We start from the raw sequence: 14359 nt of genomic DNA, 5'->3' as shown, positions 1-14359 counted from the left end.
CTATTGTTTTCCTTTTGTTCGGCCACTGGAAATACTCCAGTGTGTTGATTCAAAGGAGTTTTATGCCATTTGCGGCTCACGCCGGCGATTGTGTCAATGGAACTTTTTGTAAAGAACCATGCTCAATAGCAGGTTGCCTACACAGGAACAGCGTCGATTTCGCAGGGTTAGATAAGTGATCATCAACTGCGAAACTGGCGACAAGACTATTCGCGCAGCCGACCGTGTCGAGCTGCGTTTTTCGTGCACGCTTTAAGATGGCTTGCAGGAAACTTGCTTGAAGGGGGAGAACTTTTGCGAAAAGCCCGAGTCTATGTTTGCGAGCCTGAACAATATCAGTTGCAACACTCCTTCATGCTCAACGAGGAGTGTTCATGCTAACCCAGGAAGAGGATCAGCAGCTTGTCGAGCGCGTACAGCGTGGCGATACGCGAGCATTTGATCTGTTGGTGCTGAAGTATCAGCACAAAATTCTAGGGTTGATCGTGCGATTCGTGCACGACACCCATGAGGCTCAAGACGTTGCACAGGAAGCCTTTATCAAGGCTTACCGTGCTCTCGGAAATTTTCGCGGTGACAGTGCTTTCTACACGTGGCTGTATCGCATCGCCATTAACACGGCGAAGAACTATCTGGTCTCGCGAGGTCGGCGACCACCGGATAGCGATGTAAGGTCTGAAGACGCGGAGTTCTACGACGGCGACCACGGCCTCAAGGACATCGAGTCGCCGGAGCGTGCATTGTTGAGGGATGAGATCGAAGGCACCGTCCATCGGACCATCCAGCTTCTCCCGGAAGATTTACGTACGGCACTAACTTTACGTGAATTCGATGGTCTGAGTTATGAAGACATTGCGAGCGTCATGCAGTGTCCTGTTGGTACCGTGCGCTCTCGGATCTTCCGCGCTCGGGAAGCCATCGATAAAGCCCTGCAGCCGTTGTTGCAGGAATCCTGAGACAGCGGCGATAGCCCAAGAGAGGAACCCGCCATGAGTCGTGAAGCCCTGCAGGAATCGCTGTCCGCGGTACTGGATAACGAAGCGGACGAACTGGAATTACGTCGGGTATTGAATGCCATTGACGATGCCGATACTCGCGCCACCTGGTCGCGTTACCAAGTTGCTCGTGCAGCGATGCACAAAGAGCTGCTGGTGCCTCATCTGGATATCTCGGCTGCTGTGTCTGCCGCGATCGCCGATGAAGTCAGCCCGCTCAAGGCAGCTCGCGGTCCTTGGCGTACGCTGGGTCGTCTGGCCGTTGCAGCGTCGGTTACCGTAGCCGTTCTGGCTGGTGTCCGCCTGTATAACCAGGATGACATTGCCGGTGCACAACTGGCACAGCAGACCCAACAGCCTGCCAACCTGACTGTTCCGCAAGTCAAAGGCCCGGCCGTACTGGCTGGTTACACTGAAAGCGCCGAGCAAGCGCCTGGTCCTATGGCCAATGGTGTGTTGCAGGGCGGTGGTCAAGGTGACCAGCGTCTGCCGGGCTATCTGCGCCAGCACGCCCAGGAAGCGGCGTTGAAAGGTACTGAAAGCGCGCTGCCATACGCACGTGCTGCGAGCCTGGAAAACCGTTAAGGAGGATCATGCGAGCCGTCCCTCTACTGCCGTTACTGCTTGGTGGATGGCTTGCCCTCCCGGTACAGGCTGATGATGCGCAAGACGCAATCAATCGTCTTGCCAAGGTTGATCAGCAGCAGAGCTATCAAGGTACGTTTGTATACGAGCGCAATGGTAGTTTTTCTACCCATCGAATCTGGCACCGCATAGCGGACGGTCATATTCAGGAGCGCCTGCTACAGCTTGATGGTTCCGCTCAGGAAGTATTGCGTGTTGACGGGCTTACTCAGTGCGTCAGCGGCACGCTGGAAGCGGGGGTGGCCAATCCGGCCGATTCTTCTGCCCGCGCATTCGATGTCAAAAGACTATCCGCCTGGTACGACATGAAAATTGCCGGCAAATCCAGAGTGGCCGGTCGTCAGGCAACTATCGTTGCGCTGTCCCCCAAGGACCAGCATCGATACGGCCTCGAATTGCACCTGGATAACGAAACCGGTCTTGTGCTCAAGTCGCTTCTGTTGAGTGAGAAGGGGCAGTTGCTCGAGCGTTTCCAGTTTACTGATCTCGATACCGCCAGCGTGCTGTCCGAACAGATGCTCAAGACCAGTGCCGACTGCAAGCCTGTTTCTGTGGTGAAGACCAAGCCTGAGGCCTCCATAAGCCCTGTGGCCTGGCACTCAGACTGGCTGCCGCCGGGTTTTGACGTCAGCAGCAGCGGTGTGCGCAAAGACCCTGCTACGCAGTCGTCGGTGACGCATCTCATGTACAGCGACGGTCTGGCGCGTTTTTCGGTGTTCATCGAATCGGTGAAAGGCGGTGCTTCTTCGGATATTCGCACTCAGCTGGGCCCGACAGTGGCCGTTTCCCGCCGCCTGACAACGCCGCAGGGCGATATGATGGTGACGGTCGTCGGAGAAGTCCCGATGGGCACTGCAGAGCGCATAGCATTGTCGATGCGTAACGACGAACCTTCAGCCAATAAATAAACATTTGGAGTCACGGCTCCCGGGATGTAAAAATTTTCATCCTGGGTTACAGAAGCCGCCAGGCCGCACTCAACCTGGCTTGAGCAAAGGCGCTGAAATGTTTGGTGAGGTTTCCAGATTGCAAAAGCTCGGTTTTTTTTCTATAGGTCACAGCCTCGCAGCTCTGGCCTTTTGTCGTTTCCAGAGGTCATGTCGCTGATCCAGAGATGAGCATCGTTGCTTGAGGTCTTTGAGTCGGTTGCTTCGGACTGCTTAATTTTTTCCTCGTTACGAACGGGAGCCATATGTCGATACCACGCATGAAATCCTACTTTTCATTGATTGCCGCTGTGCTGATACTCGGTCAGGTTGCTACGGCCCAGGCCGAAAACCTGCCGGACTTCACCGGGCTGGTCGAGCAGGCATCGCCCGCAGTGGTGAATATCAGTACACGCCAGAAGTTGCCGGACCGTGCCGTCGCCAATCAGCAGATGCCTGATCTGGAAGGCCTGCCGCCGATGCTTCGCGAGTTTCTCGAGCGCAGCATGCCGCCAGGTTCGCGTCCGCCGGGCTCGGGTGCGGGCAAGGGTGATCGCCAGCGTGAGGCTCAGTCCCTCGGCTCGGGCTTCATCATCTCCCCTGACGGCTACGTGCTGACCAACAATCATGTAATCGATGGTGCTGACGAGATTCTCGTACGCCTGTCCGATCGCAGCGAGTTGAAGGCCAAGCTGGTCGGTACCGATCCGCGTACCGACGTTGCCGTTCTGAAGATTGAGGGCAAGGACCTGCCAACCGCCAAACTGGGCAATTCCAATACGCTCAAGGTCGGTGAATGGGTTCTGGCGATCGGCTCGCCGTTCGGTTTCGATCACTCCGTGACCAAGGGTATCGTCAGTGCCAAGGGGCGCAGCCTGCCTAACGACACCTACGTGCCGTTCATTCAGACCGACGTGGCCATCAACCCGGGTAACTCCGGTGGCCCGCTGTTCAACATGGCTGGCGAGGTCGTCGGGATCAACTCGCAGATCTTCACGCGTTCCGGTGGTTTCATGGGCCTGTCGTTCGCGATTCCGATCGACGTCGCCATGGATGTGGCCAACCAGCTCAAGGCCAACGGCAAAGTCAGCCGCGGCTGGCTGGGTGTGGTCATTCAGGAAGTGAACAAGGACCTTGCCGAGTCGTTTGGTCTGGACAAGCCTGCCGGCGCGCTGGTTGCGCAAGTGCTTGAAGACGGCCCGGCTGCCAAGGGCGGTGTGCAGGTGGGTGACGTGATTCTGAGCGCCAACGGCCAGCCCATCGTCATGTCGGCCGACCTGCCGCACCTGATCGGCAACCTCAAGGACGGCAGCAAGGCCGAACTTGAAGTGATTCGCGACGGCAAGCGTCAGAAGCTGACGGTTACCGTCGGCGCACTGCCTGATGAAGGTCAGGAGATGGGCGATGTTGGCGGTACGGGTGCCGAGCGCAGCAGTAATCGTCTGGGCGTATCGGTGATCGAGCTGACCGCCGAGCAGAAGAAATCCCTGGACCTCAAAGGTGGCGTTGCCATCAAGGAAGTCACCGGCGGCCCGGCTTCGCTGATCGGTCTGCAGGCGGGTGATGTGATCACTCACCTGAACAATCAGGCGATCACGTCCAGCAAGCAGTTCACCGAGGTGGCGAAAAGCCTGCCCAAGGATCGCTCTGTCTCGATGCGTGTTCTGCGTCAGGGCCGTGCGACCTTCATCACCTTCAAGCTGTCAGAGTAACCGGTCGGTTTAAGCGGAAAGGGTGGCCATGGCCACCCTTTTTTGTGCCCGTTTGTTTACCGTGCGCCGATCCGGGTGCCTGTAAGCGTGACGCCTCTTGCTTAGTTCAGGTACAATTCCCGGCTATTTTTCGGCGGGCAATCTGCCTGCAACCTTTTTGAGTGTTGATCCGTGAGTGATTTGAGTCATATCCGCAATTTCTCCATCATCGCCCACATTGACCATGGCAAGTCGACGCTGGCCGACCGCTTCATTCAAATGTGCGGCGGCCTGACCGAGCGCGAAATGGAAGCGCAGGTGCTTGACTCCATGGATCTTGAGCGCGAGCGCGGGATCACCATCAAGGCCCATAGCGTTACCCTGTATTACAAGGCCAAAGACGGTATCACCTACCAGCTGAACTTCATTGACACCCCGGGGCACGTCGACTTCACCTACGAAGTCAGCCGTTCTCTGGCCGCGTGCGAAGGCGCGTTGCTGGTGGTCGATGCAGGGCAGGGCGTCGAGGCGCAATCGGTCGCCAACTGCTACACCGCCATCGAGCAGGGCCTTGAGGTCATGCCGGTACTGAACAAGATGGACTTGCCGCAGGCCGATCCGGACCGCGTCAAGGAAGAGATCGAGAAGATCATCGGCATCGACGCCACCGATGCCGTGGCGTGCAGCGCCAAGAGCGGCATGGGCGTGGACGAGGTCCTCGAGCGTCTGGTCGCGACCATTCCAGCGCCCACCGGCAATATCGAAGATCCGCTGCAGGCGTTGATCATCGACTCCTGGTTCGACAACTACCTGGGCGTTGTGTCCCTGGTGCGTGTGCGCCACGGCCGCGTCAAGAAGGGCGACAAGATTCTCGTCAAGTCGACCGGCAAGCTGCATCTGGTCGACAGCGTGGGCGTGTTCAACCCCAAGCACACGGCGACCGTCGATCTGAAAGCCGGCGAAGTAGGCTTCATCATTGCCGGCATCAAGGACATTCACGGTGCGCCGGTCGGTGACACCCTGACCCTGAGCACCACCCCCGACGTCGACGTGCTGCCCGGCTTCAAACGCATTCAGCCACAAGTCTATGCAGGCCTGTTTCCGGTCAGCTCGGACGACTTCGAAGACTTCCGTGAAGCGCTGCAAAAGCTGACCCTGAACGACTCTTCACTGCAATACCTGCCCGAGAGTTCCGACGCGCTGGGCTTCGGCTTCCGCTGCGGCTTCCTCGGCATGCTGCACATGGAGATCATCCAGGAACGCCTGGAGCGTGAGTACAATCTCGACCTGATCACCACCGCGCCAACCGTAATCTTCGAGCTGTTGCTCAAGACCGGCGAAACGATTTACGTCGATAACCCTTCCAAACTGCCTGACCTGTCGGCCATCGAAGACATGCGCGAGCCCATCGTTCGCGCAAATATTCTTGTGCCGCAGGAGCACCTGGGCAACGTCATTACGTTGTGCATCGAAAAACGTGGCGTACAGCACGACATGCTGTTCCTCGGCACGCAGGTTCAGGTGAGCTACGATTTGCCGATGAACGAAGTCGTTCTGGACTTCTTCGATCGTCTCAAGTCTGTCAGCCGCGGTTATGCTTCGCTGGATTATCATTTTGATCGCTACCAGTCGGCCAACCTGGTCAAGCTCGACGTGCTGATCAACGCCGAGAAGGTCGACGCCCTGGCCCTGATCGTTCACCGCGACAACGCACACTACAAAGGGCGTGCGTTGACCGAGAAGATGAAAGAGCTGATCCCTCGACAGATGTTCGACGTGGCAATTCAGGCGGCTATCGGCGGTCAGATTGTGGCCCGGACAACCGTCAAGGCGCTTAGAAAGAACGTATTGGCCAAATGCTACGGCGGTGACGTCAGCCGCAAGCGTAAATTGCTGGAGAAGCAAAAGGCCGGTAAGAAACGCATGAAGCAGGTCGGCAACGTGGAAATTCCACAGGAAGCCTTCCTTGCAGTGCTCAGGTTGGAATAGTCAGGTCCTATGTCACTAAATTTCCCGCTGTTGTTGGTCATCGCTGTCTTCGTCTGTGGCGTGCTTGCACTGATTGATCTGGTTATCCTGGCGCCTCGTCGCCGGGCTGCCATTTCCAACTATCAGGGCAGCGTCGGCGAACCTGACATTGCTGTCGTGGAGCGCTTGAACAAGGAGCCTTTGCTGGTCGAGTACGGCAAATCGTTCTTCCCGGTGTTGTTTATCGTGCTGGTGCTTCGTTCGTTTCTGGTCGAGCCGTTCCAGATTCCTTCGGGCTCGATGAAGCCGACACTGGATGTGGGTGATTTCATTCTGGTCAACAAGTTCGCGTACGGCATTCGCCTGCCGGTACTGGACCAGAAGGTGATTCAGATTGGTGATCCGCAGCGTGGCGACGTGATGGTGTTCCGCTACCCGAGCGACCCGAGCGTCAACTACATCAAGCGTGTCGTCGGTCTGCCGGGTGATCGTATCCGCTACACCAGCGACAAGCGGCTGTTCATCAATGGCGAGCTGGTCGCCAAGAAGCTGATCGGCACCGAGCCCGGCACATTGGGCAGCGCGGAACTGTACGAAGAGCAGCTGGGCGAAGTCGAACATCAGATCCGTCAGGAAATGAGCCGCTACCGCGCGCCGCCTGACAGTGAATGGACAGTGCCTGCCGCGCACTACTTCATGATGGGCGATAACCGTGACAACTCCAACGACAGCCGTTACTGGGATGATCCCAACATTCCCAAGGACGAGCTGGGTATGGTCCCGGACAAGAACATCGTAGGCAAGGCGTTTGCGGTGTGGATGAGCTGGCCCGAGCCGAAACTGAGCCACTTCCCCAATTTTGCGCGCGTAGGGCTGATCAAGTAATCGATGCGGCGCTGCCTGAGCAGCGCCGCATGTCATTTGGGCTGACTGGAAACGCCTCTGAAGCATGAGTCGACCCGGTCAGGAGGCGTTGCACTCTTGAGGTCGAAGTCGAACATGACGTTCTCTACTTCTCAAAAAGGCTTTTCTTTCGTGGGCTGGCTGTTGCTGCTGGCGCTGGTCGCGTTTGCGACGAGCACGGCCTTCAAGCTGGTCCCGCACTACCTCGACTACATGACGATGAAGAAAATCATCGAAGCGGTCGACACCAACAAGACCCTGGACATCACCACGGTCGACGATTTTTACGGTTATGTCGGTAAGAACATGCAGGTCAACAGCATTCGGGATATAGATTTGAACAAGGCGTTGAAAGTGACGGTGGAGAACAATGCGTTCCAGGCTCATTTGAACTATGAGCAGCGTGAACCGTGGTTCCAGAACATCGATCTGGTGTTGAAGTTCGACAAGCAATTCAGCGTGGGTAAACCGTGAGCGTATCCTTGAGCCGCCTTGAGCGTCAGCTCGGCTACACCTTCAAGGATCAGGAGCTGATGGTCCTGGCCCTGACCCATCGCAGTTTTGCCGGTCGCAACAATGAGCGTCTGGAGTTTCTCGGTGATGCCATTCTCAACTTCGTGGCCGGCGAGGCGCTGTTCGAGCGCTTCCCCCAGGCTCGCGAAGGCCAGTTGTCCCGCTTGCGCGCGCGGCTGGTGAAGGGCGAAACCCTGGCGTTGCTGGCGCGTGGTTTTGATTTGGGCGAGTACCTGCGCCTTGGCTCGGGCGAGTTGAAAAGCGGTGGTTTCCGTCGTGAGTCGATTCTCGCCGACGCGCTCGAGGCGCTGATCGGGGCGATCTATCTGGATGCAGGCATGGAGGCGGCGCGCGAGCGCGTCCTGGCCTGGCTGACCACCGAATTTGACAGCCTGACGCTGGTGGACACCAACAAGGACCCCAAGACCCGACTGCAGGAATTTCTCCAGTCGCGGGCCTGTGAACTGCCGCGTTACGAGGTGGTGGATATCCAGGGCGAACCGCATTGCCGGACGTTTTTCGTCGAATGCGAGATCAACCTATTGAATGAAAAAAGCCGAGGACAGGGTGTCAGCCGCCGGATTGCCGAACAGGTAGCCGCCGCAGCAGCACTCATCGCCCTGGGCGTGGAGAACGGTCATGAATGATACAACCGCAACACGCTGTGGCTATGTTGCCATTGTCGGCCGTCCCAACGTAGGCAAGTCCACGCTGCTCAACCACATTCTCGGTCAGAAGCTCGCGATCACCTCGCGCAAGCCGCAGACCACGCGCCACAACATGCTGGGCATCAAGACCGAGGGCGCCGTTCAGGCGATCTATGTCGACACTCCCGGTATGCACAAGAATGGCGAGAAAGCGCTCAACCGTTACATGAACAAGACCGCTTCGGCGGCGCTGAAGGACGTCGACGTGGTCATCTTCGTCGTCGATCGCACCCGCTGGACGGACGAAGACCAGATGGTTCTGGAGCGCGTTCAGTATGTCCAGGGTCCGGTCATCCTGGCGATCAACAAGACCGATCGCATCGAGGACAAGAGCGACCTGATGCCGCACCTGGAGTGGCTGCAGGGCCAGCTGCCGAATGCGTCCATCGTGCCGATCTCCGCGCAGCATGGCCACAACCTCGAAGCGCTGGAAAGCCTGATTGCCTCGCACCTGCCCGAGAATGACCACTTCTTCCCGGAAGACCAGATCACCGATCGCAGCAGCCGCTTTCTGGCCGCCGAACTGGTTCGCGAGAAGATCATGCGCCAGTTGGGTGCCGAGCTTCCGTACCAGATCACCGTCGAGATCGAAGAGTTCAAGCAGCAGGGCCGCACCCTGCATATCCACGCGCTGATTCTCGTCGAGCGCGACGGACAGAAGAAGATCATCATTGGCGACAAAGGCGATCGCATCAAGCGCATCGGCAGTGATGCGCGTCGTGACATGGAACTGCTGTTCGACTCCAAGGTGATGCTCAACCTCTGGGTCAAGGTCAAAGGTGGCTGGTCCGATGACGAGCGCGCCCTGCGTTCCCTTGGCTACGGCGACCTCTAAGCTGTCCTTTCGCCCGACCTTTCGGTGGTCGGGCGAACACTTCCCTTTCGAGCCAGCCTGATGAGCACGCCCACCGGCCAACCTGCTTATGTGCTCCACAGTCGTGCGTATCGCGAAAACAGCGCGCTGGTCGACTTCCTCACGCCTCAGGGCCGTCTGCGTGCCGTGCTGCGCAGTGCCAAGGGCAAGGCGGGTTCGCTGGCACGCCCGTTCGTGCCCCTCGAGGTCGAGTTTCGAGGGCGGGGCGAGCTGAAGAATGTCGGCCGCATGGAAAGCGCGGGCGTCGCTACCTGGATGACCGGCGAGGCGCTGTTCAGCGGCATGTACCTCAACGAGCTGCTGATTCGCCTGTTGCCTGCCGAAGACCCTCATCCTGCCGTATTCGAACATTACGCTGCCACGCTGCTGGCCCTTGCTCTGGGGCGTCCGCTGGAGCCGTTGCTGCGTTCGTTCGAATGGCGGTTGCTGGATGACCTGGGCTATGGCTTCGCGATGGACGCCGACATCAACGGCGAACCGCTGGCCATTGATGGCATGTATCGCCTGCAGGTCGATGCCGGGCTCGAGCGTGTGTACCTGCTTCAGCCCGGTCTGTTTCAGGGCGCGGAATTACTGGCCATGTCCGAAGCCGACTGGAGCGTCCCGGGCGCGTTGTCCGCTGCCAAGCGCCTGATGCGTCAGGCGCTGGCAGTTCACTTGGGCGGTCGCCCTTTAGTCAGTCGTGAACTGTTTCGCAAGCCTTGATCAGGCTTTATTCTCTACAGCCTGCTTCGACCAGCTCGCCCATTTTTCTGGAGACCACCGTGACCCACAGCACTCGTATCCTTCTCGGCGTGAACATCGACCACGTAGCCACCTTGCGTCAGGCCCGTGGCACGCGCTACCCGGACCCGGTAAAGGCTGCCCTGGATGCCGAAGAGGCAGGCGCCGACGGCATCACCGTCCACCTGCGTGAGGACCGCCGACACATTCAGGAGCGCGATGTCCTGCTGCTCAAGGATGTCTTGCAGACCCGCATGAATTTCGAGATGGGCGTCACCGAAGACATGCTCGCCTTCGCCGAACGCATTCGTCCGGCGCACATCTGCCTGGTGCCTGAGACACGGCAGGAGCTGACCACCGAAGGCGGTCTGGACGTGGCCGGGCAGGAAGCGCGGATCAAGGCGGCGGTCGAGCGACTGGCGAAGATTGGCTGCGAAGTTTCGCTGTTCATCGACGCCGACGAGCGTCAGATCGCCGCTTCAAAGCGCGTCGGCGCCCCCGCCATCGAACTGCATACCGGTCGCTATGCCGATGCTCAGACCCCGACCGAAGTCGCCGAAGAACTGCAGCGGGTCGCCGATGGCGTAGCGTTTGGTCTCGCCCAGGGGCTGATCGTCAATGCCGGTCACGGCCTGCATTATCACAACGTCGAAGCCGTCGCCGCGATCAAGGGCATCAACGAACTGAACATCGGCCACGCGCTGGTGGCTCATGCTCTGTTCGTCGGCTTCAAGGCGGCAGTGGCCGAGATGAAGGCGTTGATCGTGGCGGCTGCGATGTCCCATTAGGTTTTTCCGAGTAACCTGGTATGCCTCTGGGTTACTTTATTTAAAAATTTAATCGCTATTCGAATAAGCGTTCGGGCGCGAGAAAATAGCGTGCAGGCCTGATTTGTTTCTCTATGCGACCTTCTTCCAACAAGCGTTTTAGCCAGATTCGGGTCTGCGTAATCGATACTTCAAGAATGGAGGCTATTTCTTCTTCTTTCATTGGGTGTTTCAAAATATCTTCTAATACTTCATGCACTGTTTTTAATAAAGCCTCCGCTGGGCTGAGTGAAGGTTTTTTTTGTGTTTTCTTTCTGGGCTTTCTTTTTTTAGCCGCAGGTAACGGTGCGCCAGTTTCTAGAGGAACATATTCAGCAGGTGGTGCTTCGTTTATTGCCGTCTGTGATGACAGACTGTCGGAAAGGCTCGTGTCCACGTTATCGTTGGCTAAAGGCAGCAAGTCTTGTTTTTCCCCTATAACGCTTGCGGGATGTTCAAACATATCTTTGAAGTCTGATCTTGTTTTTGGGTTTGGCCACGCAAGTGCGCCCTTCTCTGTCAACAAGTCTAGCGCTTCTGAGGGGGTGCCTGTTGATCGTACGTAGACTTTAACTAATTTAAGTTTGTCCAATTGCTCTACCGCGCCAGACCATGTACCTCCTCTATTAACTTCTGCATTGACTACAAGCGAAGCATCCGAAAGGGCATAAATGAGTTTGTTTCGTTGCATCGCATGCCCAACGCTGAAAACCGAGCCTGGGTCATAGGCAGATACAAGAACGAGCTGTCCACTCATTATATAAGAACGATTATTGCGATCGAGCGCTCCCCGGTCCAGACGCTCGGCCATTACTTCACATGCGTACCCATTTTCATGCAATGACCCATCCATGGCTGCGCGGTCTACGCCCTTTGCCCCCCCAGAGATAATAGGGATAGATGCGCGCGCGGCCAGCTGACCAACAGTAGTCGAGTACTCTATCAGGTCATGAGTGACATCGCGGGGACCTACGACGGCCAGCCCGCCTGATTCAAATAGTTCGACGTTGCCGCATCCATATAAAATAGCTGGCGCATTTTCTTTTAGCCTTGCTTTCAGTCGCCTCGGATAAACACTGTCTGCCCGGCTAATGACCCAGATTCCACGTGACTGCCAGTGTTCAACAACCTGACTTAACAAAAAACCCCTGTTAAGTAGCTTTCTGAGTCTCGCTTCGTCAACGACTGTCTGACAGGCAGAAATCAATGTGGATCCATTCGCGGCCATTAAGTCCGACGGTTGCCGATGCATCTGCCTAAGGTGCACCGCTAAACGTTTATATTCTGCGGGCGAGAGCAGGTCCCTGGAAGGAGTATTTCCAATAATCAATGGTGCCGTCAGTAGTAATATAGCTTGAGTATTCGGAGACAGGTCCGGCGTCATTCTTGGTGTCCGCTAAAGGCAAGTGCTAATGGCCATACCTCGCCACCCCCGCTTTTTCGCAGAAGCCAAGCGGCGGTGGTGAAGGTCCAACGTGAGTTGACGATATCATCTATCAGCAATACAGGGCCAGTCGGGATTTTATCAGTTATCAGTGCCATCGACCCATCGACGTTCAAAGCCTGTTGTGTTGAGTTGGCCATGGCTTTTTGTTCTTGCCGATGCTCGGTTTTTTTCAGAACCTCATGAAACGACAACCCGAGTCTGCGGGCGATGCGGCGAGCAAACTCAGGAACTAGATCAGGGTGACGAAGAGACGGGATAGCAGTCACCCATGTCGGGGCCGGTTGGGGATTCCATGCGTTAAACATTTTTACGCAAGCTTCCACGAGCTCATCGTCGAAAGACTGGCTGACATACCGGCCTTTTCTGACTTGGGCACCCCATCCAGAGTCACCCCATACGCAGAGTGCTCGTCCCTGTTGTGCTTGATGAGCTGGGGTGATTCTACCGCTTGTCTGGTAGTGAGGCATCACGCCGGCAGGCCACATTTTCCGGGGATCAATGGGTAAATTTGATCGGCACAAGAAGTCATGTGCCTCTTGTTCGGCTTGCTTGCTGACGGCCGCAGCAAAAGGTTTAAGTGTAGGGGGTGATACGGATCGGGGATCGCCATCCAGCGCCTCTATCAAAAACTGCATGTGCCGTCCAAATGGAAGTTTACAATAGTCCTTCATTTGTTGAAGTTCTTGCTGGCGCAGACATGTCATTCTCTCTGCGCGTTCCCAAAAGTCGGGGTTCAGCTCTGAAGAAGTGAGCTGCCATCTGGAACTCTCGTACACAACAGGCGTGGGGAGTTCCAAAGCCATCAGCTTGAGTGCTTGATCAATTCGGCCTTTTCCGAAATTCAAACATTTCATCAACGAGGGGAGCGTCATGCCTTCCGGATGATCCGCCAAGGCCTTTAATATACTCTCTACCAGCTCGGGAGAAGGGAAGGCATTATCGATAAAGAAATTATTTACACTTTTTTCTTCGTCACCGAAAAGTAAAATACCATAGGCACTTGGCAACGCTCGACCAGCTCGCCCTACTTGTTGATAATAGGCCACCACTGAGCTGGGCATTTGATAGTGTATGACGAATGAAAGATCGGGTTTGTCGTAGCCCATTCCCAATGCTGTAGTGGCAACGACGGCTTTCAAAACATTGTCATCAAGATTTTTTTCAATGGCTGCCCGGTCCTCCGTTTGCCCAGTATATGCCTCAACGGTGAAGCCTTTGTGCTTTAGCCAGCGGGTAAGCTCCTCTGCGTCGCGGACCGTGAGTGCATATATGATTCCACTGCCTTTCAAATAGTTCAGATGATCTGCAATCCAGGCCATACGCAGTGCTTGGTTAGGTATGTGTAGCGTTTGTAGCGTCAGTGAGGCACGGTTCAAGTCGCCCCTTGATACTTCAATGTCAGGGCCTAACACATGAGTGAGATCGTCGATCACTCTGTTGTTTGCAGTGGCCGTTGTTGCCAATACTTTCATGTTCTGAGGCAGTTTTTTTATTGTTCTTTCAAGCAGTCTGTAATGCGGCCTAAAATCATGCCCCCAGTCGGAAATGCAATGTGCTTCGTCCACAACTAAGAGAGAGATATTTGAGGCTAGCTGTGCCAACGATTTTTCGCGGAATCGACTATTGGCAAGTCGCTCTGGGGAAATAATTAAAACATCAATATCGTCTGTTTTTATCGATTGCTCGACGAGCATCCATTCGTCTTCGTTATCTGAATTGATGTGCGCGGCTTTTACACCCATTCGAGTTGCAGCCAAGGTCTGGTTTCTCATTAGAGACAACAGAGGGGAGATCAATATAGCTGGCCCTTGCCCCTGCTCACGTAAAATCTTAGCTGCGATGAAATATACAAAACTTTTCCCCCATCCTGTTTTTTGCACTACAAGCAATCTATTATGGCCGTCCACAATGCCTTGAATCGCCTCCTTTTGACCATCGCGAAATTGAGCGTTCGGGTTGTTCGAGCCAGTGCGGAGTAATTCTAGGGCGCGCGAGTGGTTGTAATTCAAGTAAGCTCTCCTTGCTTCGAATTGAGTTTTCTTTTGTCGCCTGTAGCAGGCTATACATTATTGGCTTGTGCTTCAGCAGTACAATAAAGTCAAAACATGTTATCAAGTGATGTCTATATGCTATCTATATTTACTACAGATACGGCTGCTGT

General features: G+C 55.8%; 13 protein-coding genes. 11 read left to right on the top strand and 2 right to left on the bottom strand.

Annotated features, from left to right (window positions below):
• Nucleotides 1–374 precede the first annotated feature (374 nt).
• From rpoE to pdxJ, 11 genes are all read left to right on the top strand, one after another.
• The gene (gene rpoE / locus KBY08_RS05280) at nt 375–956 is read left to right on the top strand and encodes an RNA polymerase sigma factor RpoE (RefSeq protein ID WP_002554912.1); all 582 of its coding nucleotides are present in this window, start codon (nt 375–377) and stop codon (nt 954–956) included.
• Nucleotides 957–989: 33 nt separating this feature from the next.
• On the top strand, nt 990–1580 hold the full coding sequence (locus tag KBY08_RS05275) for an anti sigma-E factor RseA C-terminal domain-containing protein (RefSeq protein ID WP_003405339.1): 591 nt from the start codon (nt 990–992) through the stop codon (nt 1578–1580).
• 8 nt (nt 1581–1588) lie between these two features.
• Nucleotides 1589–2548 carry a MucB/RseB C-terminal domain-containing protein gene (locus tag KBY08_RS05270; RefSeq protein ID WP_024642771.1) on the top strand — a complete coding sequence of 320 codons (960 nt, stop codon included), beginning with the start codon at nt 1589–1591 and terminating at the stop codon, nt 2546–2548.
• Nucleotides 2549–2847: 299 nt separating this feature from the next.
• Complete coding sequence (locus KBY08_RS05265) at nt 2848–4278, top strand: DegQ family serine endoprotease (protein ID WP_225651094.1); 1431 nt, start codon at nt 2848–2850, stop codon at nt 4276–4278.
• Nucleotides 4279–4449: 171 nt separating this feature from the next.
• Nucleotides 4450–6246, top strand: a complete 1797-nt coding sequence (gene lepA, locus KBY08_RS05260) for a translation elongation factor 4 (RefSeq protein WP_024660706.1) — start codon at nt 4450–4452, stop codon at nt 6244–6246.
• Between the two features lie 9 nt (nt 6247–6255).
• The gene (lepB, locus tag KBY08_RS05255) at nt 6256–7110 is read left to right on the top strand and encodes a signal peptidase I (RefSeq protein WP_003363711.1); all 855 of its coding nucleotides are present in this window, start codon (nt 6256–6258) and stop codon (nt 7108–7110) included.
• A gap of 114 nt (nt 7111–7224) precedes the next feature.
• Entirely contained in the window at nt 7225–7602 is a 378-nt protein-coding gene (locus tag KBY08_RS05250) for a DUF4845 domain-containing protein (protein ID WP_003405344.1), read from the top strand.
• Nucleotides 7599–8288, top strand: coding sequence for a ribonuclease III (gene rnc / locus KBY08_RS05245; RefSeq protein WP_002554906.1), 690 nt, complete (start codon nt 7599–7601; stop codon nt 8286–8288). The genes KBY08_RS05250 and rnc overlap by 4 nt, the downstream gene beginning before the upstream one ends.
• The gene (gene era / locus KBY08_RS05240) at nt 8281–9183 is read left to right on the top strand and encodes a GTPase Era (protein ID WP_003363707.1); all 903 of its coding nucleotides are present in this window, start codon (nt 8281–8283) and stop codon (nt 9181–9183) included. The genes rnc and era overlap by 8 nt, the downstream gene beginning before the upstream one ends.
• Nucleotides 9184–9243: 60 nt before the next feature.
• Nucleotides 9244–9927 carry a DNA repair protein RecO gene (recO, locus tag KBY08_RS05235; protein WP_003405347.1) on the top strand — a complete coding sequence of 228 codons (684 nt, stop codon included), beginning with the start codon at nt 9244–9246 and terminating at the stop codon, nt 9925–9927.
• A gap of 59 nt (nt 9928–9986) precedes the next feature.
• Nucleotides 9987–10733: a pyridoxine 5'-phosphate synthase gene (gene pdxJ / locus KBY08_RS05230; RefSeq protein ID WP_024660707.1), complete on the top strand. Its 747-nt coding sequence runs from the start codon at nt 9987–9989 to the stop codon at nt 10731–10733.
• 55 nt (nt 10734–10788) lie between these two features.
• On the opposite strand, the gene KBY08_RS05225 is transcribed toward pdxJ, so the two are convergent.
• Nucleotides 10789–12135 (bottom strand): DNA-processing protein DprA, encoded by a 1347-nt coding sequence (locus tag KBY08_RS05225; protein ID WP_080267694.1) that lies wholly within the window; start codon nt 12133–12135, stop codon nt 10789–10791.
• Nucleotides 12132–14207, bottom strand: a complete 2076-nt coding sequence (locus KBY08_RS05220) for a RecQ family ATP-dependent DNA helicase (RefSeq protein ID WP_024660708.1) — start codon at nt 14205–14207, stop codon at nt 12132–12134. Before KBY08_RS05220 ends, KBY08_RS05225 begins: the two co-directional genes overlap by 4 nt.
• Between the last annotated feature and the right edge of the window lie 152 nt (nt 14208–14359).

The organism is Pseudomonas sp. P135 (genome assembly GCF_020312125.1).
In the GTDB taxonomy this organism is placed as follows: domain Bacteria; phylum Pseudomonadota; class Gammaproteobacteria; order Pseudomonadales; family Pseudomonadaceae; genus Aquipseudomonas; species Aquipseudomonas fragariae.
Note: the sequence above shows the minus strand (reverse complement) of the source record. Positions and strands in the feature narration are given on the sequence as shown.

Coding starts and splice junctions, on each gene's coding strand:
- KBY08_RS05275 (WP_003405339.1), top strand. CDS start 990: ATGAGTCGTGAAGCCCTGCAGGAATCGCTGTCCGCGGTACTGGATAAC.
- KBY08_RS05250 (WP_003405344.1), top strand. CDS start 7,225: ATGACGTTCTCTACTTCTCAAAAAGGCTTTTCTTTCGTGGGCTGGCTG.
- recO (WP_003405347.1), top strand. CDS start 9,244: ATGAGCACGCCCACCGGCCAACCTGCTTATGTGCTCCACAGTCGTGCG.
- era (WP_003363707.1), top strand. CDS start 8,281: ATGAATGATACAACCGCAACACGCTGTGGCTATGTTGCCATTGTCGGC.
- lepB (WP_003363711.1), top strand. CDS start 6,256: ATGTCACTAAATTTCCCGCTGTTGTTGGTCATCGCTGTCTTCGTCTGT.
- KBY08_RS05225 (WP_080267694.1), bottom strand. CDS start 12,135: ATGACGCCGGACCTGTCTCCGAATACTCAAGCTATATTACTACTGACG.
- KBY08_RS05265 (WP_225651094.1), top strand. CDS start 2,848: ATGAAATCCTACTTTTCATTGATTGCCGCTGTGCTGATACTCGGTCAG.
- rpoE (WP_002554912.1), top strand. CDS start 375: ATGCTAACCCAGGAAGAGGATCAGCAGCTTGTCGAGCGCGTACAGCGT.
- KBY08_RS05270 (WP_024642771.1), top strand. CDS start 1,589: ATGCGAGCCGTCCCTCTACTGCCGTTACTGCTTGGTGGATGGCTTGCC.